The sequence below is a fragment of the Bradyrhizobium sp. WYCCWR15520 genome (assembly GCF_056174665.1).
Genome location: NZ_JBWBWM010000006.1, coordinates 93514 through 119880, shown reverse-complemented (window position 1 = coordinate 119880; position 26367 = coordinate 93514). Strand labels below are relative to the sequence as shown.

Below are 26367 nucleotides of genomic sequence, written 5' to 3'. Positions count from 1 at the left end.
TAAAAACCCTGGGCGAAGCGCCCGGCGTGTTCCGAGTTGACCATGGCTGACGCCAGCACCGCATCGCCTTCGATGATAAACGCCGCGGCCGATGACCATGTCCCGCCGCGGCGGCTGTTCGCGTTTCTCATCATGGTGTTCGGGATGTTCATGTCGATCCTGGACATCCAGATCGTCTCGGCGTCGCTGCAGCAGATTCAGGCGGGGCTTTCCGCCAGCTCCAGCGAAGTATCGTGGGTGCAGACCTCGTATTTGATCGCCGAGGTGATCGCGATCCCGCTCTCCGGCTTCCTGTCGCGCGCCTTCGGCACGCGTCTGTTGTTTGCGATTTCCGCTTCCGGCTTCACCGTCGCAAGCTTCTTCTGCGGCTTCGCCTCGACCATCGAGCAGATGATCCTGTGGCGCGCGATCCAGGGATTTTTGGGCGCAGGCATGATCCCCACCGTGTTTGCATCCGCCTACACGGTGTTTCCGCGTTCCAAGTTTCACATTGTCGGCCCGATCATCGGCCTGGTCGCCACGCTGGCGCCGACCATCGGACCGACGGTCGGTGGAATAATTACCGACATGATGTCGTGGCACTGGCTTTTCTTCATCAACATCGTTCCCGGCATCGGAATCACCATCGGCGTGTGGATGCTGTGTGATTTCGACCGGCCCAATTTTGCGCTGCTCGATCATTTCGACTGGTGGGGCCTGTTGTTCATGGCGGGCTTCCTCGGCACGCTCGAATATGTGCTGGAGGAGGGGCCGCAGTCGCAATGGCTGGAAGACACCTCGGTGGCGGTGTGTGCGGCGATCTGCGCGGTCTCGGCCATCGCCTTTTTCTGGCGCGTGCTGACCGCGCGCGAGCCGATCGTCGATATCAGGACCTTCACCGACCGCAATTTCGGCGTCGGCTGCCTGATCTCGTTCTGCGTCGGCATCGGGCTTTACGGCCTCACCTACATGTATCCGCGCTATCTCGCCGAAGTGCGCGGCTACAGCCCGCTGATGATCGGCGAGACCATGTTCGTCTCCGGCGTCGCCATGTTCCTCACCGCGCCGATCGTCGGGCGGCTGATGGCGAAGTACGACATGCGCTATCTGATCGCGATCGGCCTGGTGCTGTTCGCGCTCGGCTCCTACCAGATGACCTGGATCACCAAGGAATATGATTTCTACGAATTGCTGCTGCCGCAGATTTTGCGCGGCGCCGGCATCATGCTGGCGATGGTGCCGACCAATACGATCGCGCTCGGCACGCTGGCGCCGGAGCGGGTGAAGAACGCTTCCGGCCTCTTCAACCTGACGCGCAACCTCGGCGGGGCGGTGGGCCTGGCCGTCATCAACCAGGTGCTGAACGAGCGTACCGACCTGCACATCGCCCGCCTGCACGACCGCGTCACCTGGGGCAATGCCACCGCGGTCGAGACGCTCAACATGTTCACCCAGCGCCTGCAGGGCATGGGCGATGCCGCGCTGATGGCGATGAAGCAATTGTCGCAGATCGTGCACCGCCAGGCCGTGGTCATGGGCTATGGCGACGCCTTCTTCATGCTCACCGTGTTCTATTTCGGCCTGAGCCTGCTCGTGCTCACGCTCAAGAAGCCTTCCGCCACGGTGATCGGCGGCGACGCGCATTGAGCGAAGATGCAACCACGCGCGATCACGCGCTTGTCATGTTGCAAATCACCCATGATGCATTTATAAGCAGCGGCATTGTCGCTCGCACCGGGGAGATTTGCATGATTTCGATGTATTCGCAGATCGCGTCCTCGCGTCCGATGCCCGTGCTGGTTTTTCGGTCGCGTTGCTGAGCGCGATCTCCGCCGGCCCTGATCGGGACTGACGCCCGATCTTTCCAGGCTTCCCAACGACTTAACGACAGTTTTCAACGACGCATGCGTCTGGCCTCTGGCCGTCGCGCCGTCATTTCAGATGGAGCCGGCGTGTGCCTTGCGCGCAGCCGGATGACGCCATGACCGTTCATCAAGACAAGCGTCCCGCCGCTATACGTGTGGTGATTCCGTTCGTGTTCCGCCACTGGCTGCAGCAGCCCGGCCGCGCCGCCGTGGTCTCCGGCGGACTGCTCGGCGCGACCGCGGCCGACCTGTTCATGCCGATCTTCTCCGGCCGCCTCGTCGATGCGCTGACGCTGGGCACCTCCGATCCGGCGGCGCAGCATGCCGCGTTCGTCGCATTCGGCGGCATCGTCGCGCTGGGCCTTATGTCGATGATCCTGCGGCTGACCGGTCTGCAGGCGATCGTGCCGTTCACGCTGAAGACGATGTCGGACGTGTCGCGCGACGCTTTCGCGCGCGTGCAGCGCTTCTCGACCGACTGGCACGCCAACTCGTTTGCCGGTTCGACCGTGCGCAAGATCACGCGCGGCATGTGGGCGCTCGATCTGTTGAACGACACCATCTTGATGGCGCTGATGCCTTCGCTGTTGGTGCTGGTCGGCTCGATGATCCTGCTTGGGTTGCACTGGCCGGTGCTCGGCGCGGTGATTGCGGTCGGCACCGTGATCTATGTCTCGATGACGATGGCTTTCTCGGTGAACTATATCGCGCCGGCCGCGCGCGTCTCCAACGCCTGGGACACCAAGGTCGGCGGCACGCTGGCAGACGCCCTGACCTGCAATGCGGTGGTAAAATCCTTCGGCGCGGAAGCGCGCGAGGACGCGCGGCTGGCCGGCGTCGTCAGTCGGTGGCGCACGCGGGTGCGCAGGACATGGTATCGCTACAACTACACGAGCACGGCGCAGCTCGCGGTGCTGCTGTGCTTCCGCGCCTCCGTGATCGGCGGGGCGATCCTGCTGTGGATTGCCGGCCGCGCCACGCCGGGTGACGTCACCTATGTGCTGACCAGCTACTATATCATTCACGCTTACCTGCGGGACGTCGGCATGCACATCAACAATCTGCAACGTTCGGTCAACGACATGGAGGAGCTGGTTGCGATCCATGACGAGCCGATCGGCATTGCCGATGCGCCGGATGCGAAGCCGATCGACATCCAGGGCGGCCGCATCGTGTTCGACGACGTGACGTTCCATTACGGCGGCCATCGCGCACCGCTGTATGACGGCCTGTCGGTGGAGATTCGCGCCGGCGAGCGGGTCGGTCTGGTCGGCCGCTCCGGCTCCGGCAAGACCACCTTCGTCAAGCTGGTGCAGCGGCTCTACGACGTCAGTGGCGGCAAGATCCTGATTGACGGTCAGGACATCGCGCTGGCGACGCAGCATTCGCTGCGCAGCCAGATCGCGATCGTGCAGCAGGAGCCGATCCTGTTTCACCGCACGCTGGCCGAAAACATCGCCTATGGCAGGCCGGGCGCCAGCATGGCGGCGATCGAGCAGGCGGCGCGGCTCGCCAATGCGCATGAGTTCATCCTGCGGCTGCCGAAAGGCTATGGCACGCTGGTTGGCGAGCGCGGCGTCAAGCTGTCGGGCGGCGAGCGGCAGCGCGTCGCGCTGGCGCGCGCGTTCCTGGCGGACGCGCCGGTCCTGATCCTGGACGAGGCGACCTCGAGCCTCGATTCGGAATCGGAAGGCTTGATCCAGCAGGCGATGGAGCGGCTGATGAAGGGCCGCACCTCGATCGTGATTGCGCACCGGCTGTCGACGGTGCGCAGCCTCGACCGCATCCTGGTGTTCGATCGCGGCGAGATCGTCGAGCAGGGCACCCATGCCGTGCTGACGACGCGCCCCGGCGGCATCTATCGCGGCCTGTTCGAGCTGCAGGCCACCGAGTTCGGCCGCATCACGGCGGCCGAGTAGGAGGCCTGCTGTTGCGGAGCCGCTCGATGCCGGAATATATTTCCGGCATCGAGAGGGCTCGTGCGATGGGCTGGTTTCGAAAAGATCCGCAGCCGGATATCTGGGAAGTTGCCGGCGACGAGCCGCTGGACGATATCGCCGCGGCGCACAGGATCCGCGACATCTGCGCTGTGGCCGGGGCCATCGCGGAAAAAATGGCGGCCGGTGGCCGCCATGCCGAGAAGGATCGGGCCGCCGATGCCGCGCGATATCAGGCAGCGATCAAATGCACGCTCGAAATCGCCACGAAAATCTCCGATGACGCCATGCGTGACGCCTCGCTCGGCCAGATCATCCGGCTATGCGTGAAGGTCGAGCATCTGAAGACCGCGCGCGTGCTGCTTCGGGCTATCCATTCAGAGAAAAGCCGCGCCGAACTGATGGCAGATCATCCGGTGCTCAGGGATCAGGACGCCACGAGCTGAGGCGGCTCGCGGTCTCGCTGCGGCGCTGCGGGCGCCGGTTTGGCGCGCGTGCGTGTCGAGATCGCGACCGTCGCCACCACCGCGGCGGCAAACAGCAGGATCTGCAGCGTGATGGTCTCGTCGTTGAAGAAGGCGGCCAATGCAAAGGTGACGAAGGGCTGTAGCAACTGGATCTGCGACACCCGCGCGATGCCGCCCATTGCGAGGCCGGCGTTCCACGCGAAGAACCCGATCCATTGCGAGAACAGCGCGACATAGAGCAAGCCAAGCCAGGGCTTCAGGGCAATCTGGCCGACATCATGCGGCAGGGTCAGCGCTGCGGCGGGGATCGAGAGCGGCAGGCCGATCACGAGAATCCAGCTTATAACTTCCCAGCCCGGCATGTGCGATGTGAGCCGACCGGAAAATGCATAGCCGATGGCGGAGACGGCCACGGCGGCGAACAGGAGCAGATCTCCGGTCGAGAATGCGCCGCCACCTTCGCGCAGCGAAAACGCGATCACCAGCGCGGCGCCCGCGAGGGAAGCGATCCAGAACAGCGGCCTCGGCCGTTCGTGGGTGATGGCGACGGCGACGAGCGCGGTGGCGATCGGCAAAATCCCGAGCACCACTCCGCCATGCGAAGCGTCGACGGTCTGCATGCCGAGCGACATCAGAAGTGGAAACAGGACGGCGACGCATAGCATTGCAATGACCAGTTGCCCCCACAGCGCACGGCGTGGCAAGGGACGACGCAATGCCAGGAGGAGCGCCAGCGAGCACAGCCCGGCGATCGCGGTGCGCAGCGAGGTCAGTGCAATCGGATCAATTTCCGCAACGGCGATCCGCGTCGCCGGCAGCGTGCCGCCGAAGATCGCCATGCCGATGAAGCCCAGCACCAGGCCGAGACGCTCGCGCGAAGCAGGGGAGCTCATGACGCGATTGGTTAGCCGCTTTGCCGGTGAGCGTACAGCAATCTACTCGGAGCACATGGCGGCCATGCGCCGCTTACCTCGGAGCAATGCTGCTCCACACCAAGACGACGCCGGACATAAACAGCAGCCCCAGCACGACATCGTAGAAATTACGGTCGTTCAGCGCGTGGTAGGTTCGCATGCCGAGTTGGGCGCCGATCAGGGTACCCGGCAAGGCCAGCATGGCCAGCCAAAGCACATCCAATTTCACGAAACCGCTGGCGATCTGCAGGATGAGCGCGGCGCCGAGCACGCTGCCGTTGAATATTTGAAAAACGCCACGGCGCTGATCCTTGGTCCAGCCGCGGATGCTGGCCCACAGCGTCGGCAGCGGACCCGACAGGCCGGCAAGGCCGCCGAGAATGCCGCCAGCAAATCCGATACAGAGATCGGCCATGCGGCCGCCGAAACGAAACGCCATCGGCTTGCGGATGAAGTAGAGTGCGGTGGGAAATACCAGCAGCATCACACCGACGCTCAGCTTGAAGTGTTGCGGGTCGGCGCGCGCGACCAGCAGCACCCCGATCGGCATGCCCACGAGACCGCCGGCCACGAAGGGCCAGGCCAGTTTGAAGTCGAGAACTTTCCACATCGACGGCAGCGTCGATATCTGGGACGTAACCGAACAGATCAGGACCAGCGGCACGGCAATGGCCGGCGGCACGATATAGAGCCAGATCCCCAGCGCCATCAGCGCGGTGCCAAAGCCGGAGAGACCCGAAACGAAACCGCCGGCGAGCGCGCCGGCCAACAAGATGGCGTAGGTGGATGCGTCCACTCTTCTCTTTCCTCCCGTCATTCCGGGGATGGTCCGAAGGACCAGACCCGGAATCTCGAGATTCTCTGATGTGCAACCGCACATCCCAGTTCGCATCTTCGATGCGCCCCGGAATGACAGTGACGATTTTGCAGCGACGTTTACACGACGAAGCTGGCAGGTACTATCGCAATCGAAGCCTTAAACAACAACCCGGTGGAAACGGTCCGATGAGCGCAACTCCCTCGAAAACCTTCCTCGTCTGTCACGGCGCTTGGTCCGCGGGCTGGGCCTGGAAGAAGATGCATCCGCTGATGCAGGCCGCCGGGCATCGCCTGATCACGCCGAGCTACACCGGCCTTGGCGAGCGCGCGCATCTGGCTGGTCCGGCGATCGATCTCAATTCGCATATCGAGGACATGCTTGCCGTCATCAGGTATGAAGACCTGCGCGACATCGTGCTGATCGGCCACAGCTATGGCGGCATGGTCGCGACCGGTGTCGCCGACCGCGCCCGCGACAAGGTCAGGCAGCTCATCTATATCGACGCCTTCGTGCCCGAAGGCGGGCAATCGCTGCTCGACCTGAACGAGGCGGCGCGGGCGCGGATGCAGGAGCTCGCAACGAGCGGCGACGGCTGGCGCGTGCCGCCGAACCCGACGCCGCCGGATACTGCGCCCGCCGACGTCGAATGGCTCAGCGCACGCCGCGTCGACATGCCGATCAAATGCTTTGAAACAAAATTCAAGCTGCAGGGCGGGCCGCTGACCTTGCCGCGCAGCTATATCTACGCGACCCGCATCACGCCGGCCGACACGTTCGGGCCGTTCGCCAAGATGACGAAGGGGGATGCGGCCTGGAGCTATTACGAGGTCGACGCCAGCCATTCGCCGAATGTCACCGCGCCGGAAGCGCTGATGGCGTTGCTGCAGAAGATTGTGGGCTAGTCCCGTAGCCCGGGTGGAGCGCAGCGCAACCCGGGGCGCTGCATGCCATGGCTCGAGAATCCCGGATTGCGCTGCGCTTCATCCGGGCCACGAAACCTCTCCGCAGGATTGACTCTCCGTCAACCGCTCAACAAGCTGGCGAACCGGTGTCGGCGTCGATCGGGGAGGGCGGGCCGTGACAGCCAGAACGACGGCAGGAATCGAGACGTGGTCGACCGGTCTGGTCGAGCCGGAACGGCGCCTGGATTATTGGATCGGCGCCGTCTGCGAATGTTTTCTCGAAATGGATATCACGACGCAGGTTCGATCAGGCTTCGACTGCTCCGTTCAGCGCGGGCAACTCGACACGATCGGCATCAACCGCGTGCAAGGATCGGCGCAGCACGTCTACCGTCGGAAAGCTAGCGTCGCCCGCAGTACTGCCAACTACTATTACCTGCTGTGCAAGACCGACAACGACTGGACGGTGATGCAGAACGGTCACGCGTCGCGGATGCGGCCGATGGATCTCGTCCTGCTGGATTCCAGGCGCTGCTATGAATTCAACTTTCCGGTGAACGCGGACACGCTGTCGCTGGAGCTGCCGATACACTGGGTCGAATCGTGGATATCAGATCCGGAGCGGCGCATCGGGCAGCGCATCGACGGTCGCGCCGGCTGGGGTGCGGCGCTCAGCGCATTTGCCTGCCAATTGACTCCGCAGCTCGCCACGGACCGGCCGCTGCCGGCGCAGGTGCTGACCGACCAGCTCGGCGCGCTGCTGGCGCTTGGGTTCAGCAGCGAGATTCCGGCCACGCCTGCCGAGCAGCGCGATGCCGCAAGGCTTCTGGACCAGATCGGCCGTGTCATAAGGCTGCGCTACGCCGAACCGGGGTTGACGGCTGTGATGGTCGCGGAGGATTTGCGTGTCTCGGAGCGGACCTTGCACCGCTGCCTCAACAAAGCGGGCCTGACGTTCAGCGGACTGCTCAACGATTGCCGGATGGCGGCGGCGCGCAGGATGCTGAGCGAGCCGCGGTTCGATCGCATCAGCGTCGGCGGTATCGGGCTGCGGGTCGGGCTATCAGATCCATCCCACTTCATCCGTCAGTGCCGAAAGTTTCTCGGCATGACCCCGGGCGCATTCCGGCGGCAGCGCTGACGCATTATTATAGCATCCCTTGGCGCAATCAGGCGACGACGGTGGCCGAATTCGGCCATCGGGGACGAGACGCCATCTCTATCAAGGTTCGATTTGTCGAAATCGAGGGGAGACGGCAATGGCAGACACTTATGTACTGGTTCACGGCGCGTGGCACACCGGCGCGGAAATGGAAGCGGTGGCCGGACATCTGCGAAAGAGCGGCCATGTCGTGCATTGCCCGACGGTGGCCGGCAACAACAGGGACGACGATCGCAAGGAGACTGGCCTCGAGCAGGCGATCTCCTCGATTGTCGCTTACATCGAGGCGAACAATCTGCGCGACATCCGCCTGGTCGGCCACTCCTATGGCGGGATGGTAATCTCGGGCGTCGCCGACCGCCTGACGGACAGAGTCAAGCGGCTCGTCTACGTCAACGCCTTCGTGCCCTTGGACGGGGAATGCCTCAACGACATGGTGCCGCCGCATTATGTCGGCCTGTTCGATGCGGTGGCCGCCGCCAACAACGGCGCTGTGATGCTGCCGTTCGAAATCTGGCGCGATGCCTTCATCAACGATGCCGACCTCGAACTGGCAAAATCCGCCTATGCCAAACTGAACCTGCATCCCTACAAGACCTTCACCGACAGGATCGCGCTGAAGCGTCCGCTGGCGGAACTGCCGATCGGCAAATCCTACGTCAATTGCCGGCAGGACATCGCCTTGCCGCACGGCATGCCATGGCATCCGCGATTGTCGGAGCGGCTGGGGCTGTTCCGCCTGGTCGAGTGCGACGGCAGCCATGAGATGTTCTTCAGCAATCCGGCGCGGCTGGCGCAGGCGATCGGCGAGGCGGGGCGCGATTGAGGTCGTTGCGTGCGCGACGCCTATGAATGGCGAGGGGCCCGGCGTGTTTCGCCGAGCCCCTCATTCATCAGATATCAGCCAGCCTGTAAGCCGGGTTCTGTAGGGCACCATTCTTGCGAATGGTACGTGACGGCCATTCCTCTGGGACCATGCTTGCACATGGCCTCGAGCAACCTACCCGGACGGCGGGCCTGACATCACCCTGCGGTGTTATCGCCTTGCGGCGAACTTACCACGTTGCCGTCCCTATTCGGTTTTGCTCCCGGTGTGGTTTGCCATGCCGTTTCCGTTGCCGGATACGCGGTGCGCTCTTACCGCACCTTTTCACCCTTGCTGCCCCCGCCCTTTCGGGTGGGGAAGCGGTTCGTTCTCTGTGGCACTTTCCCTGGGGTTGCCCCCGCCGGACGTTATCCGGCACCGTATGTCGATGGAGCCCGGACTTTCCTCCCCCGCAGCCTTTCGACCATAGCGGGAGCGGCCGTCCGGCCGACTGACGGCTTACGAATGGGGACTCCGGCGCGCCGCGTCAAGCGACCGCGATGGTTAATTGGGTTCCATGTGCGCGATTTTGACAGACGCTGCACGGCGGCATTTGATGCCGGTGAGCATAGGCTAGGGGTGACGCCCGATGAATATTCCTGCCGGTCTTGGTGAAGCCCTGCTGCATAGCGCCTCCGACGCGATCATCGCGACCGATCGTGAGGGCCACATCACGTTCTGGAATCCCGGCGCCGAACGGATCTTCGGATTTTCGGCCGGCGAGACCATCGGCCAATCGCTCGACCTTATTATCCCCGAGAATTTGCGCGCGCGGCACTGGGCTGGCTTTCGTCACACGATGGAAACGGGAACGAGCCGTTACGGCCAGGGCGACATGCTGTCGGTGCCTGCGCTGACCAGCGATGGACGCCGCATCTCAGTCGAATTCACGATCGTGTTGCTGCGAGACTCGTCGCAGGAGGTCGCGGGCACCGTGGCTGTCATGCGCGACGTGACGAAGCGGTTTGAGGAAGTCAGGGAGCTGAGGCGTAAGCTTGCGGAGGCCGGCGGGAAGTCTTGAATGCCCGCTGGCATTGTTCATGTTTCCGATGTCCCTCCTTGGGGGCGGCCTACCGCCAAAAATAAATTTCCGTGACGATGTCGTTTTGCGGGAAGCCCATTCGACTGGGTGTCGGCGATCCAGCCGGTCAGAAGGAGTTTCAAAATGCAGTATCTGTTGTTGATCTATCGAAACGAAGCCGAGCAGGCAAAGATGGACGCTTCCGAGCTCCAGAGGATGACGGCGGAATACCGCGCATTCACCCAATCCATTATCCAGAGCGGCAACTTCAAGGCCGGTGACGCCCTGCAAATGACGGCGACGGCTACCACCGTGCGCGTTCGCGACGGCAAGATGTTGACCACGGACGGTCCATTTGCGGAGACGCGCGAGCAGCTCGGCGGCTATTATCTGGTCGAGGCCAGGGATCTCGACACCGCGCTGGGCATTGCTGCCAGAATTCCCACCGCCAAGGTTGGTTCGATCGAGGTCAGGCCGATCATGGTCTATGATTGACATCCAGCGATGGCATGACACCAGGCGAGATCGAGAAAATATTCCGCGACGAGGCGGGGCGGGCGCTGTCCACGCTGATCCGCCTCGTCGGCGATTTCGATCTGGCTGAGGATGCCTTGCAGGATGCGTTTGCGGCAGCGCTCGAACGTTGGCCTTCCGCCGGCGTGCCGTCCAATCCGCGCGCGTGGCTGGTCAATGTCGGCCGGAACAAGGCGGTCGATCGTGTCAGGCGCAACATTGCGTTCCGCGGCAAGCAGCAGGAATTGACGCATGATTTGTTGCTCAATGCGTCAGGGCCGTACGCGTACGAGCCATCCGACGGCGGGCTCGACGACGACGTGCTCCGGCTGATCTTTACCTGCTGCCATCCGTCCTTTGCCGCCGAAGTGCAGGTCGCACTGACGCTCAAAACGGTGTGTGGCCTCACCACGGCCGAGGTCGCGCGCGCGTTTCTCGCAAGCGAGGAAGCGATGGCGCAGCGCCTGCTGCGCGCCAAGCAGAAGATCCGTCTCGCCGGCATCCCCTTCGAGGTTCCGGAACGCGAAGTGCTGGAGCCACGCCTGCGCGGCGTGCTAGCCGTGATCTATCTCGTCTTCACCGAAGGCTACGCCGCAACCTCCGGGGCGGAACTGATGCGGCCGGATCTGGCGCGCGAGGCGATCCGGCTGGCGCGGTTGCTCGATGCGCTGATGCCGAGCCGTGGCGAGACCAAAGGGTTGCTGGCCCTGATGCTGTTGCACGATGCGCGCCGCGCCGGACGCCAGACCGCCGGCGGTGACATCGTGCTGCTGGAAGAGCAGGACCGCAGCCTGTGGGACCAACGCCAGATCGCCGAGGGCTTGGTGCTGGTTGAAGGCGCGTTGCGGATGCCGGGGCGGCCGCAGCCTTACGCGGTGCAGGCGGCGATTGCCGCGCTGCATGCGCGTGCGACCAGTTATGAAGATACCGACTGGCCACAGATCGCCGGTCTCTATGAAGTGCTGCTGCGGATCAGCCCGTCGCCGGTGATCGAACTCAACCACGCCGCGGCCATCGCGATGGTCGACGGGCCGGCGAGGGCGCTCGATCTGGTCGATGCGCTGGACGCGCGGGGCGGGCTGAAAGGCTATGAATTGCTGCCGGCCGTACGCGCCGATTTGCTGCGCCGGCTGCATCGGCACGACGCGGCGCGCGAAGCCTATCTGGCGGCGACGGTGGCAACGCAGCTCGAGCCGTTGCGGCGGTACTATGCGCGGCGGATTGCGGAGCTGGATTCGTTACCGTCATGCCCGGGCTTGTCGCGGGCATCCCCGTCTTCCTCTTCGGCTTGAGCCAAAGACGGTCGCAATGTATCAAGCTACTGCTGTCAACCTGCTATCGACATTTGGGTTTGCGCAAAGCAGACGCTTGCGAATGGCCTCTTCAACAAGCGCGAGCGCTTCCTTGGCTTGTCGCGCTTCGGCTTCAGCCACTTCGGCACGAAGTTCTACAGCCGTCAGCTTATCCTTTTGGGCTTCAATACACGACCGGGCCTGTTCTAGTGCTTTGCACGCATATTGCAGCTTATGTTCGGCGGTGATGATGAGTTCACGTTGCGCCCGCTCGGCGGCCTCAGCTCGCATTTCGGCAAGCTGCAATCTTTCCAAGGCGCTGCTGCAAAGCGATTGGGCGTGGGCTTCGGTCTCGCGAGCATGCGCTTCCATACTGCGGAAGACAGCGGCCGCTTGATAAACCATATCGAGGGCCGTTGCTCCCTTGTCGGGTGTCGACGCTGGGGGAAAGCTCAGGACGCTCTCGTCCTCTTCAGCTGACGCTCTGGAATTACGCTGCGCCATATTCAAACCCCGTCGCGAACACACGCACACACAGACACACGAGCAGCATCATGAAAAGCTATGGTTAACGGATGGTTAACACCGTCGCCACCTTAAGGCTGCAGCCTCTCGTCCACCAAGCTGCGAACAGCTATCCTTCCGGCACCCCGGCGATGCGCATACTCTCGTAAACGCGCTCGCGTTTGGCGAGGAAGGTCGGATCATCGCTCAGTGTATTGGCGCGGAACCTGCTGATGGTGAAGCACCGATCGAGCGCAAGTCCGGCCTGCACAGCGGCCCTCGCCTTGTCCCGCGCCCCAAGCAGCGCCAGCGCGGGGACGTGGATGGCCGCGACAAGCCCGGCCATGACGAGAGGTTAAAGATCGGAGGAGCTAACTACTTCGCCGCGGCCACCGTCGTCATCGCATCCGCCGGCAGGCTCGCCAGCAGCGCGTGCAGCGTGCTCATGGTCGAGTGATCGGCGATGCCGTCGACGCGGGCGGGGCGGAAGTGGCGCTGGAATGCGGTGACCACTTCCATGGTCGGGCCGTCGAATTTGCCATGGGTCGGGACGTTGTAGCCGTATTTGGCCAGCGCCGCCTGCATGTTGGCGACGTCGTCGCTGATCAAGCCGAGCTTGAGCGTTTCACCGCGCACGATCGGCGCCGGCTGCACCCAATGGCCGACGCCGGAATTGGCCAGCAAGTGCCACGGGAATTTTTCGCCGGGGTCCTTCTTGCGCGCGGGAGCAACGTCGGAATGCGCGAGCACGCGATGCGCAGCGATCTTGCGGCGGAGCATGATGCCGCGGCAGAGCGCGATCACGGCGGCGATCTGGCGCGACGGGAAATCCGGATAGCCCCAGTCGTGGCCGCGGTTGATGATTTCGATCCCGATCGAGCAGGAATTGATGTCTTCCTCGCCGGCCCAGGAGGAGACGCCGGCATGCCAGGCGCGCTTGGCTTCCGGCACGGACTGCACGATGCGGCCGTCTTCCAGCACGATGTAATGCGCCGATACGTCGGTTCCGGGGGTGCAGAGCTGGGCAATCGCGCCTTCCACATCCGGCATGCCGGTGTAGTGCAGCAGGATCATGTCGGCGACGCGGCCGTTGTTGCGGTCGCCATGGTTCGGCGAGGGGATGACGTCGGAGGCGATCGAGGAATCGGGGGTAAAGGTCTTCATGTCGGCGTTGGCCCTGGGTACGGGAAGGGCGCGTTGACGCCTCGAATCATTACCAGCAGATGCGAACGAACCAGTAGTCATTTTTTAAACCCAAACGGGGCGGCAGAGCGGCAGTATCGTGTTCAAACGGCAATATCATTTACTATTCATTTACGTTAGACGCGGCACAGCTGCCGGCCGGGTTCCGTCTCGCATTTTGAACCAGGTGTGTGCGAGGCGCATCACCATTTTCCACCGGTTCAAAAGCGTGCAAAACCCGTCGGGGATCATCAACGCTTTCTTAACGCTAAGTGCCGTTACTAAGTGGTGAAGAGCCGAACCGGGTTGGGGACGGCCGAGGCCCCGTTTCACGCTCGAAATGCCATGGCAACCCAGCAAATTCCGTTTGGAAATGAGCGGGCGCGAGGCCAGGTGAGAAGCGGCAGTCGCGCGGGGGCGCGGCCTTTTGGTCGGAAAAGCCCGGCGAAGCGCAGAGATTCGAGGCGCAATGGGCCGGTTCGCGTCCAGTTTTCATATCGCAGACTGGAAAACGCCAGAGGATGGCGCATGAGCGAGGCTGCGCCGCGCCATATCTCGGTACTCGGCCGCGAGGCGGTCGAGATGCTCAATCCCAGGGACGGCGGTGTTTATGTCGACGCCACCTTCGGCGCCGGCGGCTACAGCCGCGCCATCCTCACCGTGGCGGGAACACAGGTCATCGGCATCGACCGCGACCGGTCGGCGATTACCGGCGCGTTCGATCTGGTCGAACAGTCCGAGGGACGGCTGACCCTGGTCGAGGACCGGTTCTCCAACCTGGCGGAAGTCTGCGCCGCGCAAGGCGCGGCCGCGGTAGACGGCGTCGTGATGGACGTCGGCGTTTCCTCGATGCAGCTCGATCAGGCCGAGCGCGGTTTTTCGTTCCGGCTCGGCGGCCCGCTCGACATGCGGATGGGCCGTGACGGCCCGACCGCCGCCGACGTGGTGGCAAAGGCATCCGAGGCCGATCTCGCCAACATCATCTATATCTTCGGCGAGGAACGGCATTCCCGCGCTGTGGCGCGGGCGATCGTGGCGGCGCGCAAGGAAGCGCCGATCACCACCACGCAAGCGCTGGCCGATATCGTGGGCAAGGTAGTGCGCTCCAAGCCGAACGAGATTCATCCGGCGACGCGCACGTTCCAGGGCTTACGGATCTTCGTCAACGCCGAACTCGACGAACTGCATCTGGCGCTTTCGGCGGCCGAACGGGTACTGAAGCCCGGCGGGCGGCTGGTGGTGGTGTCGTTTCATTCGCTGGAAGACCGCATCGTCAAGGATTTCTTCAACGCGCGCGGCAAGACCGGCGGTGGCTCGCGCCATCTGCCCGAAGTGGCGCAGGCCGCGCCGAGCTTTCAGATCCTGACCAAGCGCCCGGTCACGCCAACGGACGCCGAAGTGGCTGCCAATCCGCGCGCGCGTTCCGCCAAGCTACGCGCGGCCGAGCGCACCACAGCTCCCGCGCATGCGGCGGATCGCTTGCCCGCATGGCCTGTTCTCGCCGACGTGATGAGGGGAGGCTGACGATGCGGATCATCCACTTCCTCGTCATCGGCGTTCTGGTGTTCGCGGCCGCCTATGTCTACCGGATCAAGATGGAATCGACCTCGCGCGTCGAGCGCGTGCTGCGGCTGAACGCGGAAATTCGCGAGCAGCGCGACGCCATCGCGGCGCTGCGCGCGGAATGGGCCAAGCTCGATGCGCCGCTGCGGCTGCAGGGACTGGCCGAGCGCCATCTCGGGCTGAAGCCGCTGGTCGCCACGCAATATGACCAGCTGAAGAATTTACCGGAACGGCCACCGGCATTTGCGCGGCCCGGCGCGCCCGATCCGATCGGCGCCATGATCAACACCATCGAGGCTGCCGCCGAGGCGCCGCCCACGACCGGCTCCGTTCCGGCAGCGGGAGATCAGCAATGACCGGCCGGGCGTTGACCCATACGACGAGAAAGCCTGCGGAACCGTGGCGTCAGCGCTTGATCCGCAGCCTGCTTTACGGGCGCAATGTCGATCGCGCCGCCAAGGCGCGGGCGCGTGTCGGCCTTGCGATCCTGCTGTTCGCCGCGATCTATGCGGTGCTGGCCGGACGTCTGGTGATGTTCGCAGTTGGCGCCGACAGCCATGGCGCGCGCCGCACCGCCTCGCAGGACGCGATTGCGACCGCGCGGCCCGACATCGTCGATCGCAACGGCGAGGTGTTGGCGACCGACGTCAAGGCGCCGAGTCTGTTCGGCGAGCCCCGGCGCATCATCGACAAGGACGAGGCGATTGAGCTGTTGACCGCGGCGCTGCCGGACCTCGATACCGCAGAGGCGCGCGCGCGCCTGTCGTCGCGCAAGGGTTTTGTCTGGCTGAAGCGCGAGATCTCGCCGAAGCAGCAGCATGACATCCACAAGCTCGGCATTCCCGGCATCGGTTTCCTGCGTGAGAACAAGCGCGTCTACCCGACCGGCGCGGCCGTTGCCCATCTGATCGGCCTCGTCAACATCGACAACGCGGGCATCGCCGGAATGGAGAAGTGGCTGGATAATAACGGTCTGGCCGATCTGCACCGCGCCGGCTTTGCCACCGATCGGCTGCAGAAGCCGGTGGAACTGTCGATCGACTTGCGCGTCGAGCACGCGCTGCGCGATGAATTGCTGAAGGCGAAGGAGAAGTACAAGGCCAAGGCGGCTTCCGGCCTCGTCTCCAATGTCAGGACCGGCGAGATCGTGGCCCTGGTGTCGCTGCCGGATTTCGATCCGAACAACCCGAAGGAGGCGCACGACCCTGAGCGCATCAACCGCCTGACCACGGGCGTGTTCGAAATGGGCTCGACCTTCAAGGCGTTGACGCTGGCGATGGCGCTGGATTCCGGCAAGGCCAACCTCAACACGCTATATGACGGGCGCGGGGCGTTGAAGTTCGGCAAGTTCACCATTCACGACACCCATCCGGTCGGCCGCAACATCACGCTGGCGGAAGTGTTCACCTTCTCCTCCAACGTCGGCGCGGCCAAGATCGCGCTGGCCCAGGGGGTGGAAGCGCACAAGGCGTTCCTGAAGAAGCTCGGCCAGATGGACCGTCTGCGCACCGAGCTGCCGGAAAGCGCGTCCCCGATCGTGCCGAAGCGCTGGAGCGAGCTCAACACCATCACGGCCTCGTTCGGTCACGGCATCGCGGTGGCGCCGCTGCAGGCGGTGATGGGCATCAATGCCTGTATCAATGGCGGTCTTTTGATCCCTCCGACCTTCCTCAAGCGGTCGGAAGAGGAGGCGAGGGCGATGGCCAAGAAGGTGCTGCGGACCGAAACTTCCGACAAGATGCGCTATCTGATGCGGCTGAACGCCGAGATCGGAACCGCCAAGAAGGCCGACGTCAAGGGTTACTATATCGGCGGCAAGACCGGCACCTCGGAAAAGGTGGTCAACGGCCGCTATTCCAAGAAGCAGGTGCTCAACTCCTTCACCGCGATCATCCCGGCCGACAATCCGCAGTATCAGCTCCTGGTGATGCTGGACGAGCCGAAGGCGCTGCCGGAAACCCATGGCTTCATCACCTCGGGCTGGAACGCGGTGCCGACCGGCGGCAAGGTGATTGCCCGCATCGGTCCGCTTCTGGGCATCGAACCGCGCTTCGACCTGCCGCCGTCCGACCGCCTTATTCTTGCGGCATCGAGGACAACCCAGTAAGGCGTATCAGGAGCATGATCCGGAAAAGTGGAAACCGGTTTTCCGACAAGATCATGCTCCCAAAATAGAGAGGATAATGATCCGATTCGGATCATTATCCTGGCGCAGTGCTGCGCCGGGCCGGACTGGAACACCATGAAACTTCGCGACCTCTTCAGCGATGACGCGGCGATCGAGCCGCAGGCGGAAGCTGTCGATGTGAAGGGCCTCAGCTTCGACAGCCGCGCGGTGAAGCCGGGCGACCTGTTCTTTGCACTTGCCGGCAGCAAGACTGACGGCTCGCGCTTCGTCGATGCGGCGATACAGGCGGGTGCGGTCGCGGTAGCCGGTGACCACGCGCCGCCGGGCCTCCGCGTGCCGTTCGTCGTCACGCCAAATCCGCGCCGCACGCTGGCGATGGCGGCGGCGCGATTTTTTCCGCGTCAGCCTGCGACGATCGCGGCGGTGACCGGCACCAGCGGCAAGACTTCGGTGGCGGCGTTCACGCGGCAGATCTGGGAACGGCTCGGCCACGCTTCCGCAAGCATCGGCACCATCGGTCTGGTATCGCCAAAACGCACGGTCTACGGCTCGCTGACGACGCCGGACCCGATCGCGCTTCACAAGCAGCTCGACGAGATCACGGGCGACGGCGTCACGCATCTGGCCTTCGAGGCATCCTCGCACGGGCTCGACCAGTTCAGGCTCGATGGCGTCCGCATCGCCGCCGGCGGTTTTACCAATCTGTCGCGCGACCACATGGACTACCATCCGGATGAGGCGCATTACCTCGCTGCCAAGCTGCGGCTGTTCCGCGACCTGATCGCGCCTGGCGGGGCGGCCGTGATTTCGGCCGATCATGATTGCTCGCCGCAAGTGATCGATGCGGCGCAGGCGCGGGGCTTGCGCATCATCGCCGTCGGCGGCAATACCGATGGTGACGGCGAAGATATCCGCCTTGTCGGTGTCAGCGTCGAAGGATTTGCGCAGAACCTCGCGCTCGAACATCGCGGGCGCAATTACACGATCAAGCTGCCGCTGGTCGGCGAATTCCAGATCGAGAATGCGCTGGTTGCCGCGGGGCTCGCAATCGGAACCGGCAGCGATCCGGCCGAGGTGTTCGCAACGCTCGAACATCTCGAAGGCGCCAAGGGGCGGCTGGAGCGTGTCGGCGAATACAACGGCGCGCCGATTTTCGTCGATTACGCGCACAAGCCGGATGCACTGGCGAAGTCGCTGCAGGCGCTGCGGCCTTATGCGAAACGCAAGCTGATCGTCATCTTCGGCGCCGGCGGCGACCGCGACGCGGGAAAACGCCCGATCATGGGCGCGATCGCGGCCGAGAATGCCGATTACGTCATCGTCACCGACGATAATCCGCGCAGCGAAAATCCGGCTGCGATCCGCGCCGCCATTCTGGCCGAAGCGAAGGGCGCAACCGATATCGGCGATCGCACCGAGGCGATCAGGGCAGGGATCGCGGCGCTGCAGCCCGGCGATGCGCTGTTGATCGCCGGCAAGGGCCACGAGACCGGGCAGATCGTCGGCGACAGGGTCTTGCCGTTCAGTGATCATGAGGCGGTGGCGGCCGCGCTCGCAGCGAGGGTGGTATGAGCGCTACGCCATTGTGGACGGTTGCCGAAGTTGCGCGCGCGCTGGGGCTGTCAGGGGAATTCCCCGGCACGCCGATCGATTTCGTCACGCAGGACAGCCGCCTGGTGAAATCGGGCAGCCTGTTCGTGGCGCTAAGCGGCACGCCAAGCGGCGGTTTCATCTCCAGTTTCGCCAGCGCGCGCGACGGCTGGGAGTTTGCCGACAAGGCGGAGGCGGCCGGCGCGGTGGCAATGATCGTTCCGCATCGAATTGCCGGCGTGAGCGTTCCTCAACTGGTCGTGAAGGATACGCTGATTGACGGGCTTTGGACGCTCGCGCGCGCGGCGCGGGCGCGCTTCAACGGTCCGGTGATCGGCCTGACCGGCAGCGCCGGCAAGACCAGCACCAAGGAATTCCTCGCCGCCTATCCGAATGCCTACGCGAGCCCGAGCAGCTTCAACAATTTCTGGGGCGTGCCGCTGACGCTGTGCAATGCCAGTCCAAGCGCGAGCGTGTGGGTCGTTGAGATGGGCATGAACCAGACCGGCGAGATCGCGCGGCTGAGCGAACTGACAAAGCCGACGGTGGCGCTGGTGGTGAACGTGCAGCCGGTGCATCTGGAAAAGCTCGGCAGCCTGGAAGCGATCCGGCGCGAGAAGGTGAGCATCGCGCAGGGCCTGCCCAAGGACGGCGTGCTGGTGTTGCCTGATGATGTCGCGGCGCCGGAATGGAACGGCAAGGTCGTTCGCTTCGGCGAAGCCTCCGAGGTGCGGGAACTGCAGCACACGCCCGAGGGCGAGAGCTGGAACGTTGCCGTTCAGGTCAACGGCAAGCCGATCGAATTCGGCCTGACGCCCGGCGCGCCGCACCGCCTGCAGAATGCGCTCGCCGCGCTGGCGTCGATCCATGCGGCCGGGCTCGATCCGGCGGCGCTGGCGAAAGAACTCGGTCATGTCGGCATCATGACCGGCCGCGGCGTGGAACAGTCGGCCAATGGTGTCATCGTGATCGATGACAGTTTCAACGGCAACCCCGCCAGCATGGTGGCCGCGCTCGGCAGCCTGAAGGCGCGGCCGGTGAAATCTGGCCGGCGCATCGCTATTCTCGGCGACATGCTGGAATTGGGCGCTGATGCGCCCGCCTATCACGTGAAGCTCGCGGCAGACCTGCCTGATATCGACGGCATCTACTGCGTCGGTCCCTTGATGCGTCATTTATATGATCTCGTCCCGGCGGAGCGGGCGCTCGGCTGGCATGAAGATCCGGCCACGCTCGATCCCCAACAAATCGCCGCATTGCTGCGGGACGGGGACGTGGTGGTGGTCAAGGGCAGCAAAAAGATGTTCTGGGTGAACAAGTTTGTGCCCCGCCTGCTGGCCGCCTTGCAGGCAAAGGCGTAGACTGGCCGCACCCGGCTGCCGTTGCTTCCACGAGAGGCGATTCGTCAATACCCCATGCATGACCAGGATTTGCTTGGTTTGAGGATGAAAACGATTATCAAGGCGCTCCCGGAGCGCTTCCCTCCAAAGACGGCGCAACCAAGCCGCGTGATAGGGCCTACCTGAATGTTTTACTGGCTGATCGAGCTTTCCAACACCGTTCCCGGTTTTGGCATCTTCCGCGGCGCGCTGAACGTATTTCGCTACATCACTTTCCGTACCGGCGGGGCGATGGTGACGGGCGCACTGTTCGTGTTCCTGTTCGGGCCCTGGATCATTGATCATCTGCGACTCCGGCAAGGCAAGGGCCAGCCGATCCGCACCGACGGCCCGGCATCCCACCTGATCTCCAAGAAGGGTACGCCGACGATGGGCGGGCTGATGATCCTCTCCGGCCTTGTCGTCTCGACGTTGCTGTGGGCCAACCCGCTCAACCCCTATGTCTGGATCGTGTTGGCGGTGACGCTCGGCTTCGGCTTCGTCGGCTTCTACGACGACTATCTGAAGGTGACCAAGCAGAGCCATAGCGGCTTCGCCGGCAAGCTGCGGCTTTTGATCGAGGCGGTGATTGCGCTTGTGGCCTGCTACGCGCTGGTGCGGCTCGGCCGCGACGTGACATCGACGTCGCTCGCGATTCCCTTCCTGAAGGACGTGGTGATCAATTTCGGCTGGTTCTTCGTGATCTTCGGCGCCTTCGTCATCGTCGGCGCCGGCAATGCGGTGAACCTGACCGACGGTCTCGATGGGCTTGCCATCGTGCCGGTCATGATCGCCGCCGCCAGCTTCGGCATGATCTCGTATCTGACCGGCAACGCGGTGTTTTCGGATTATCTGCAGATCCGATATGTCGCCGGTACCGGCGAGCTTGCAGTGCTGTGCGGCGCCGTGCTCGGCGCCGGTCTCGGCTTCCTCTGGTTCAACGCGCCGCCGGCCTCGATCTTCATGGGCGATACCGGCTCGCTCGCGCTCGGCGGCATGCTGGGGGCGACCGCGGTGGCGGTGAAGCACGAGATCGTGCTGGCCGTGATCGGCGGCCTGTTCGTGCTGGAAGCGGTATCGGTGATCGTGCAGGTGACCTCGTTCAAGCTGACGGGAAAACGCGTGTTCCGGATGGCGCCGCTGCATCATCATTTCGAGCAGAAGGGCTGGACCGAGCCGCAGATCGTGATCCGGTTCTGGATCATCTCGGTGATGCTGGCGCTCGCCGGCCTTTCCACGCTGAAGCTGCGGTGATGTTCTTGGGGAGTTATTCTATCAACCGTCATTCCGGAGGCCGCGAAGCGGCAATCCGGAATCTCGAGATTCCGGGTTCGATGCTGGCGCATCGCCTCGGAATGACGTGTGCCGCATGATCCCTGTCACGTCATTCGCAGGCAAGACGGTCGCCGTCTTCGGTCTCGGCGGTTCCGGCCTAGCGAGCTGCCACGCGCTGAAGGCCGGCGGCGCGGAGGTGATCGCGGGCGACGACAGTGCCGACAACGTCGCCAAGGCGGCGCAGGCCGGTTTCACCACGGCCGATCTGCGCACGGTGTCGTGGTCGAACTTTTCCGCGCTGATCCTGACGCCCGGCGCGCCGCTGACGCATCCGGCGCCGCATTGGTCGGTGCTGATGGCGCGGCAGGCCGGCTGCGAGGTGATCGGCGACATCGAACTGTTTTGCCGCGAGCGCCGCCGTCATGCGCCGGACGCGCCGTTCGTCGCCATCACCGGCACTAACGGCAAGTCGACCACGACCGCGCTGATCGCGCATCTGATGAAGGTGGCAGGCTACGACACCCAGATGGGCGGCAATATCGGCACCGCGATCCTGTCGCTGGAGCCGCCGCGGATGGGGCGCGTGCATGTGGTCGAGATGTCGTCGTATCAGATCGACCTCGCGCCCTCGCTCGATCCGTCCGTCGGCATTCTCCTCAATGTCAGCGAAGACCATATCGACCGCCACGGCACGCTGGAGCACTACGCTGCCGTGAAGGCGCGGCTCGTCGCCGGCGTGCAGCCGCAGGGCACCTCGATCGTGGGCGTCGATGACGGCTGGTGCCGCAACATCGCCGATCGCCTCGATCAGTCTGGCAAGCGCGTGGTGCGGATATCAGTGAAGAACCCGCTGCCCGACGGCGTCTACGTCGAGCGCGAAACCATCGTGCAGGCGTCCGGCGGTGCGCGCCGCGAGGTCGCAAGGCTGGGCGGTATCGGTTCGCTGCGCGGCCTGCACAACGCGCAGAACGCGGCCTGCGCCGCGGCCTGCGCGCTCGCAATGGGTATCTCGACCGATACGCTGCAAAACGGCCTGCGCAGCTTTCCGGGTCTGGCGCATCGCATGGAGCAGGTCGGCCGCCGCGGCAACGTGCTGTTCGTCAACGACTCCAAGGGCACCAATGCCGATGCCGCCGCGCACGCGCTGTCTTCCTTCGCCGATATTTACTGGATCGCCGGCGGCAAGCCGAAGCAGGGCGGTATCACCGGCCTCACCGAATACTTTCCGCGCATCCGCAAAGCCTATCTGATCGGCGAGGCCGCGCAGGAGTTTGCGGGAACGCTGGGCGAACGCGTGCCGCACGAGATTTCGGAAACGCTCGATGTTGCGGTGGCCAGCGCCGCGCGCGATGCGGAGGCGTCGGGGATTGCCGATCCCGTGGTGCTGCTGTCGCCCGCCTGTGCCTCGTTCGACCAGTACCGCAACTTCGAAATCCGCGGCGCCAAGTTTCGCGACCTGGTGACGGCGCTGCCGGGCGTCAAGCCGGTGGTGTGACGATGCTGGCATCGACGGCTCAATTTCGGGATTGCGCATGAATCTGCCGGGCGCGTGGATAGTTGATAAGACGGATGCGCAAGCGCTGGCGAACTTGGGAGACGTGCTGCTTGAATTCGATGAGAGTGGCGGGCTGCGATACACAATTCGCGAGCGCGACAAGCGCCAAATCATCAATCTTCGGTATCGAGTCGAGGATTCGACCATCGTCACGGACCAGCCATCAGCGCCGCGTGTTGAACGCACGCAATTTTCGTTCGCTGAGGATGGCGTCCTGACCCTGGCTTTCGGCGGCGTACCGTATCGGTTTGTGAGAGCACCCCGCCCGTAAGCCCGAGATGGGGCGGCCGGCGTTGCGACACGACGCGCCCACACATCGCTGGAAGGGGGTGTCGCCTTGCGCGGCCCACCCTAAATAATAGCTGGCAGCGGTTACCGGATTGATGGGTTTCGCTTCGCTCTACCCATCCTGCATCCTGCTCATTCGAGGGTGTCGCAAATGGCAATTCATGCTCCGGCACGTACCCGTGTTCGTTTCGCTCTTGCGGTGTTTTCGGTGACCTCCGCGTTTTATTCCCCGGTAGATGCGGCTTCGCCGGAGTCCGACAGCGTATCTCTCAGCGAGTCGACGATCACGTGGAGCACCGTCAAGCACGCGACCTCCGCGGAGAACGGATTCGTCGACGGGTCGCTCGACAAGCAGACCATCGTCGATCGCACGTTCAAGGCCCACGTGCTGGAGAATCGCTATCTGAAGGTAACGCTCGTCCCCGAATTTGGCGGGCGCATTCTTTCCATCATTTACAAGCCGACCGGCCACGAACAGCTCTATCGCACGGAAGTAGGCGTGCCTTACGGCATGAAAGCTGGCAATTTCTACTACGACTGGCTGATGGTGTATGGCGGCATTTTCCCTACATTCCCGGATCCCGAGCACGGCAGGGCATGGCTGAAGCCGTGGGATTTGAAGGTCGTGAAGGAGAGCACCGGCGAAGTGACGGTATCGATGTCGCTCAAGGATGACGTCGCCTATTCCGCGGCACCAAAGCCGTTTATCAAGGGGCCGACGGGTATTGAAGCGACTTACTATGTCACGATGAAAGCCGATCGCGCCGCGCTCGACACGCGTGTGGTTCTGAAAAACCCGCAAGCCAACGCGGTCGATTACGAGTACTGGACGTGCACGACGCTCGCGCCGGGATCGGACCCGAACAATCCCAAGACGACCGGCGGTGCCGAAATCATCGCGCCGATTGAGGCCTACAGCACGCCCCGCTGGTCGGCCAATCTGTCCGAAGGCGACGAGAGCGCCGGTGCGGGCAGGAGCCGTTTCGAAAAGTTGCGTTACTTCAAGAACTGGCCGACGATGGGCATCGCCTACGCGGCGCCCGATATGCAGGGCGGGAATTTTTGGGGTGTGATCAACCACGACAACGAGGAGGGGATCATCCGCATCGCCGACAATACGGTCACACGCGGCCTGAAGATGTGGACGTGGGGATATCAGTCGTTCACGAACGAGACCGACGCGCGCAAGGACCCGAGCGAAGCGCGGCCTTACGTCGAACTGTGGGCAGGCGTATCGGATCAGTTTTTCCACCGCGCTACGCTTCCCGCGCGCGGCGAGGTGTCGATTCCGGAGACCTACAGCCCGACCGTCGGCATGAGCAACGTGACGCATGCGAACGAGAATATCCTGATCAATTTGTCAGCCACGGCAGCGGGCGTGCATCTTCAGTTCTTCAGTATCGAACCGGCAACGCCGTTGCGCGTAACGTTGAAACGCGGTGATGCAATATTGTTCGACGACGCCGTGGAAGCCGACCCGAAAAACGGAAACCGCATTTCCGCGACGATCCCGGCCGGCGGCAGCGGCGAACAGGTGAAGCTCACGATCAGGACCGCGGAAGGCAAAGAGCTGATCGCGGCCGAGACGAGGATAAAGTAGTTTGACCGTAGGATGGGTAGAGCGCAGCGAAACCCATCATCTTTCGCCAACGCAATTGATGGGTATCGCTTCGCTCCACCCATCCTACGAACTGTCGTCACCCGCGAAAGCGGATGACCCAGTATTCCAGAGATGCCGGTAATCGAACGGAGAAGCCGCGGCGTACTGGATACCCGCCTTCGCGGGTATGACGACTTTTAGTTGGACGCGACCGAGTTCTATCTAAAAAGTTTTACCCATCCCATTAACCCCCCATAAACCATCCTGCTCCACCAATGGGCGTACCTCTGCCATTTGGGGACGCCCATGCTCCACCGTGACCAACGCACCCCGTTTTCGGACTGGTGGTGGACCGTGGATAAGCTGCTGCTCGGCGCGATCATGGCGCTGATGCTGGGTGGCGTGATCCTGTCGCTGGCGGCGAGCCCGCCGGTGGCGACCCGGATCGGGCTCGATCCCTTCCACTTCTTCAGCCGGCACATGCTGTTCCTGGTGCCGTCTCTGCTAGTGCTGGTCGGGGTGTCGTTCCTGTCGCCGAAGCAGATCCGCCGGTTGGCGCTACTGGTGTTCGTGGTGAGCGTTATCCTGATCGTGGCGACGCTGGTCTTCGGCGCCGAGGTGAAGGGATCGCGGCGCTGGATCACGCTGCTCGGCGTCAACATCCAGGCGTCCGAATCCGCCAAGCCTGCCTTCGTCGTGATGGCGGCGTGGCTGTTTGCGGAATCGACCAAGCGGCCGGAAATGCCGGCGACCTCGATGGCGATGGCGCTGCTGTTGATGCTGGTGGCGCTATTGGTGATGGAGCCGGATTTCGGCCAGACCATACTGATCCTGATGGTGTGGGGCGCGCTGTTCTTTATCGCCGGCATGCGGATGATCTGGGTGGCCGGCCTTGCCGGCGCGGCCGCCGCGGGATTGTTCAGCGCCTATCTGCTGGTTCCGCACGTCGCGGGCCGCATCAAGCGTTTCATGAATCCGGCCTCCGGCGACACCTTCCAGGTCGACATGGCGATGGAAGCGTTCTGGAACGGCGGCTGGTTCGGGCTCGGGCCCGGCGAAGGTATCGCCAAGCGCAGCCTGCCGGACAGCCACACCGACTTCGTGTTCGCGGTGGCCGCGGAAGAATTCGGCATCATCCTCTGCCTGGCGCTGGTTGCGTTGTTTGCCTTCGTCGTGATCCGTACGCTGATGCGCGCCTATGCCAGCGAGGACATGTTCGCGCGCTTTGCCGCCTCCGGGCTCGCGATCCTGTTCGGCGTGCAGGCGGCGATCAACATGGCGGTGAACCTGCAACTGATCCCGGCCAAGGGCATGACGCTGCCGTTCATCTCCTATGGCGGCTCGTCGATCATCTCGCTGGCCTATGGCGTCGGCATGATGCTGGCGCTGACGCGGCAGCGTCCGCGCACCGAGGTGGAATCGATGAACGCCGCCGGCGTGGCGCGCGGATACGCTTGACGTAGCCGAAAAGACGCGCTTTTCGTCATTGCGAGGAGCGCCAGCGACGAAGCAATCCATCTTTCCGTTCCGCCGCGCTATGGATTGCTTCGCTGCGCTCGCAATGAC

The 26367-nt window shown here is 63.6% G+C and carries 24 protein-coding genes and 1 other RNA gene; 19 read left to right on the top strand and 6 right to left on the bottom strand.

Annotated elements, in window-relative coordinates; all coding sequences use genetic code 11:
* Positions 1-42: 42 nt before the first annotated feature.
* The 3 genes from AC0QUY_RS08715 to AC0QUY_RS08705 all read left to right on the top strand — a co-directional run bounded on the left by AC0QUY_RS08715 (position 43) and on the right by AC0QUY_RS08705 (position 4227).
* Positions 43-1626, top strand: coding sequence for a DHA2 family efflux MFS transporter permease subunit (locus AC0QUY_RS08715; RefSeq protein ID WP_161849479.1), 1584 nt, complete (start codon positions 43-45; stop codon positions 1624-1626).
* A gap of 334 nt (positions 1627-1960) precedes the next feature.
* Positions 1961-3763, top strand: a complete 1803-nt coding sequence (locus tag AC0QUY_RS08710; protein WP_475386533.1) for an ABC transporter ATP-binding protein — start codon at positions 1961-1963, stop codon at positions 3761-3763.
* Positions 3764-3789: 26 nt separating this feature from the next.
* Positions 3790-4227, top strand: coding sequence for a hypothetical protein (locus AC0QUY_RS08705; RefSeq protein ID WP_475386532.1), 438 nt, complete (start codon positions 3790-3792; stop codon positions 4225-4227).
* On the opposite strand, the gene AC0QUY_RS08700 is transcribed toward AC0QUY_RS08705, so the two are convergent.
* Both AC0QUY_RS08700 and AC0QUY_RS08695 read right to left on the bottom strand, forming a co-directional pair.
* Positions 4209-5141, bottom strand: a complete 933-nt coding sequence (locus AC0QUY_RS08700) for a DMT family transporter (RefSeq protein WP_475386531.1) — start codon at positions 5139-5141, stop codon at positions 4209-4211. The genes AC0QUY_RS08705 and AC0QUY_RS08700 overlap by 19 nt on opposite strands.
* 73 nt (positions 5142-5214) lie before the next feature.
* On the bottom strand, positions 5215-5958 hold the full coding sequence (locus tag AC0QUY_RS08695) for a sulfite exporter TauE/SafE family protein (RefSeq protein ID WP_475386530.1): 744 nt from the start codon (positions 5956-5958) through the stop codon (positions 5215-5217).
* Between the two features lie 209 nt (positions 5959-6167).
* On the opposite strand from AC0QUY_RS08695, the gene AC0QUY_RS08690 reads away from it, so the two are divergent.
* The 3 genes from AC0QUY_RS08690 (at position 6168) to AC0QUY_RS08680 (ending at position 8872) form a co-directional block, all read left to right on the top strand.
* Entirely contained in the window at positions 6168-6884 is a 717-nt protein-coding gene (locus AC0QUY_RS08690) for an alpha/beta fold hydrolase (protein WP_475386529.1), read from the top strand.
* Between the two features lie 175 nt (positions 6885-7059).
* Positions 7060-8025, top strand: coding sequence for a helix-turn-helix domain-containing protein (locus tag AC0QUY_RS08685; RefSeq protein ID WP_475386528.1), 966 nt, complete (start codon positions 7060-7062; stop codon positions 8023-8025).
* Positions 8026-8143: 118 nt separating this feature from the next.
* On the top strand, positions 8144-8872 hold the full coding sequence (locus AC0QUY_RS08680) for an alpha/beta hydrolase (protein ID WP_475386527.1): 729 nt from the start codon (positions 8144-8146) through the stop codon (positions 8870-8872).
* Between the two features lie 70 nt (positions 8873-8942).
* Here AC0QUY_RS08680 and rnpB read toward each other — a convergent pair.
* An RNA gene (gene rnpB, locus AC0QUY_RS08675) (RNase P RNA component class A) lies at positions 8943-9366 on the bottom strand.
* Positions 9367-9500: 134 nt separating this feature from the next.
* On the opposite strand from rnpB, the gene AC0QUY_RS08670 reads away from it, so the two are divergent.
* The 3 genes from AC0QUY_RS08670 (at position 9501) to AC0QUY_RS08660 (ending at position 11737) form a co-directional block, all read left to right on the top strand.
* Positions 9501-9932: a PAS domain S-box protein gene (locus AC0QUY_RS08670; protein ID WP_475386526.1), complete on the top strand. Its 432-nt coding sequence runs from the start codon at positions 9501-9503 to the stop codon at positions 9930-9932.
* A 144-nt stretch (positions 9933-10076) separates the two neighbouring features.
* On the top strand, positions 10077-10427 hold the full coding sequence (locus tag AC0QUY_RS08665) for a YciI family protein (RefSeq protein ID WP_475386525.1): 351 nt from the start codon (positions 10077-10079) through the stop codon (positions 10425-10427).
* A 14-nt stretch (positions 10428-10441) separates the two neighbouring features.
* Positions 10442-11737 carry an RNA polymerase sigma factor gene (locus tag AC0QUY_RS08660; RefSeq protein WP_475386642.1) on the top strand — a complete coding sequence of 432 codons (1296 nt, stop codon included), beginning with the start codon at positions 10442-10444 and terminating at the stop codon, positions 11735-11737.
* Between the two features lie 21 nt (positions 11738-11758).
* On the opposite strand, the gene AC0QUY_RS08655 is transcribed toward AC0QUY_RS08660, so the two are convergent.
* The 3 genes from AC0QUY_RS08655 to AC0QUY_RS08645 all read right to left on the bottom strand — a co-directional run bounded on the left by AC0QUY_RS08655 (position 11759) and on the right by AC0QUY_RS08645 (position 13405).
* On the bottom strand, positions 11759-12241 hold the full coding sequence (locus tag AC0QUY_RS08655) for a nucleotide exchange factor GrpE (RefSeq protein WP_475386524.1): 483 nt from the start codon (positions 12239-12241) through the stop codon (positions 11759-11761).
* Between the two features lie 130 nt (positions 12242-12371).
* A complete protein-coding gene (locus tag AC0QUY_RS08650) occupies positions 12372-12587 on the bottom strand; it encodes a hypothetical protein (RefSeq protein WP_475386523.1) in 216 nt (71 codons plus the stop codon).
* Positions 12588-12616: 29 nt separating this feature from the next.
* Positions 12617-13405, bottom strand: a complete 789-nt coding sequence (locus AC0QUY_RS08645) for an N-acetylmuramoyl-L-alanine amidase (protein WP_475386522.1) — start codon at positions 13403-13405, stop codon at positions 12617-12619.
* A gap of 546 nt (positions 13406-13951) precedes the next feature.
* Here AC0QUY_RS08645 and rsmH point away from each other — a divergent pair.
* The 10 genes from rsmH to ftsW all read left to right on the top strand — a co-directional run bounded on the left by rsmH (position 13952) and on the right by ftsW (position 26259).
* A complete protein-coding gene (rsmH, locus tag AC0QUY_RS08640; protein WP_475386521.1) occupies positions 13952-14947 on the top strand; it encodes a 16S rRNA (cytosine(1402)-N(4))-methyltransferase RsmH in 996 nt (331 codons plus the stop codon).
* A 2-nt stretch (positions 14948-14949) separates the two neighbouring features.
* Entirely contained in the window at positions 14950-15342 is a 393-nt protein-coding gene (gene ftsL / locus AC0QUY_RS08635; protein WP_065752716.1) for a cell division protein FtsL, read from the top strand.
* Positions 15339-17093 carry a peptidoglycan D,D-transpeptidase FtsI family protein gene (locus AC0QUY_RS08630; protein WP_475386520.1) on the top strand — a complete coding sequence of 585 codons (1755 nt, stop codon included), beginning with the start codon at positions 15339-15341 and terminating at the stop codon, positions 17091-17093. The genes ftsL and AC0QUY_RS08630 overlap by 4 nt, the downstream gene beginning before the upstream one ends.
* Before the next feature lie 135 nt (positions 17094-17228).
* A complete protein-coding gene (locus AC0QUY_RS08625) occupies positions 17229-18686 on the top strand; it encodes a UDP-N-acetylmuramoyl-L-alanyl-D-glutamate--2,6-diaminopimelate ligase (RefSeq protein WP_475386518.1) in 1458 nt (485 codons plus the stop codon).
* A complete protein-coding gene (locus AC0QUY_RS08620; RefSeq protein ID WP_475386517.1) occupies positions 18683-20065 on the top strand; it encodes a UDP-N-acetylmuramoyl-tripeptide--D-alanyl-D-alanine ligase in 1383 nt (460 codons plus the stop codon). The genes AC0QUY_RS08625 and AC0QUY_RS08620 overlap by 4 nt, the downstream gene beginning before the upstream one ends.
* Positions 20066-20230: 165 nt before the next feature.
* Positions 20231-21337: a phospho-N-acetylmuramoyl-pentapeptide-transferase gene (mraY, locus tag AC0QUY_RS08615; protein ID WP_161849461.1), complete on the top strand. Its 1107-nt coding sequence runs from the start codon at positions 20231-20233 to the stop codon at positions 21335-21337.
* A 115-nt stretch (positions 21338-21452) separates the two neighbouring features.
* Positions 21453-22853: a UDP-N-acetylmuramoyl-L-alanine--D-glutamate ligase gene (gene murD, locus AC0QUY_RS08610; RefSeq protein WP_475386516.1), complete on the top strand. Its 1401-nt coding sequence runs from the start codon at positions 21453-21455 to the stop codon at positions 22851-22853.
* Between the two features lie 37 nt (positions 22854-22890).
* Positions 22891-23184 carry a hypothetical protein gene (locus AC0QUY_RS08605; RefSeq protein ID WP_475386515.1) on the top strand — a complete coding sequence of 98 codons (294 nt, stop codon included), beginning with the start codon at positions 22891-22893 and terminating at the stop codon, positions 23182-23184.
* A gap of 168 nt (positions 23185-23352) precedes the next feature.
* On the top strand, positions 23353-24801 hold the full coding sequence (locus AC0QUY_RS08600; RefSeq protein ID WP_475386514.1) for a DUF5107 domain-containing protein: 1449 nt from the start codon (positions 23353-23355) through the stop codon (positions 24799-24801).
* 306 nt (positions 24802-25107) lie between these two features.
* The gene (gene ftsW, locus AC0QUY_RS08595) at positions 25108-26259 is read left to right on the top strand and encodes a putative lipid II flippase FtsW (protein ID WP_475386513.1); all 1152 of its coding nucleotides are present in this window, start codon (positions 25108-25110) and stop codon (positions 26257-26259) included.
* The last annotated feature ends 108 nt before the right edge of the window (positions 26260-26367 follow it).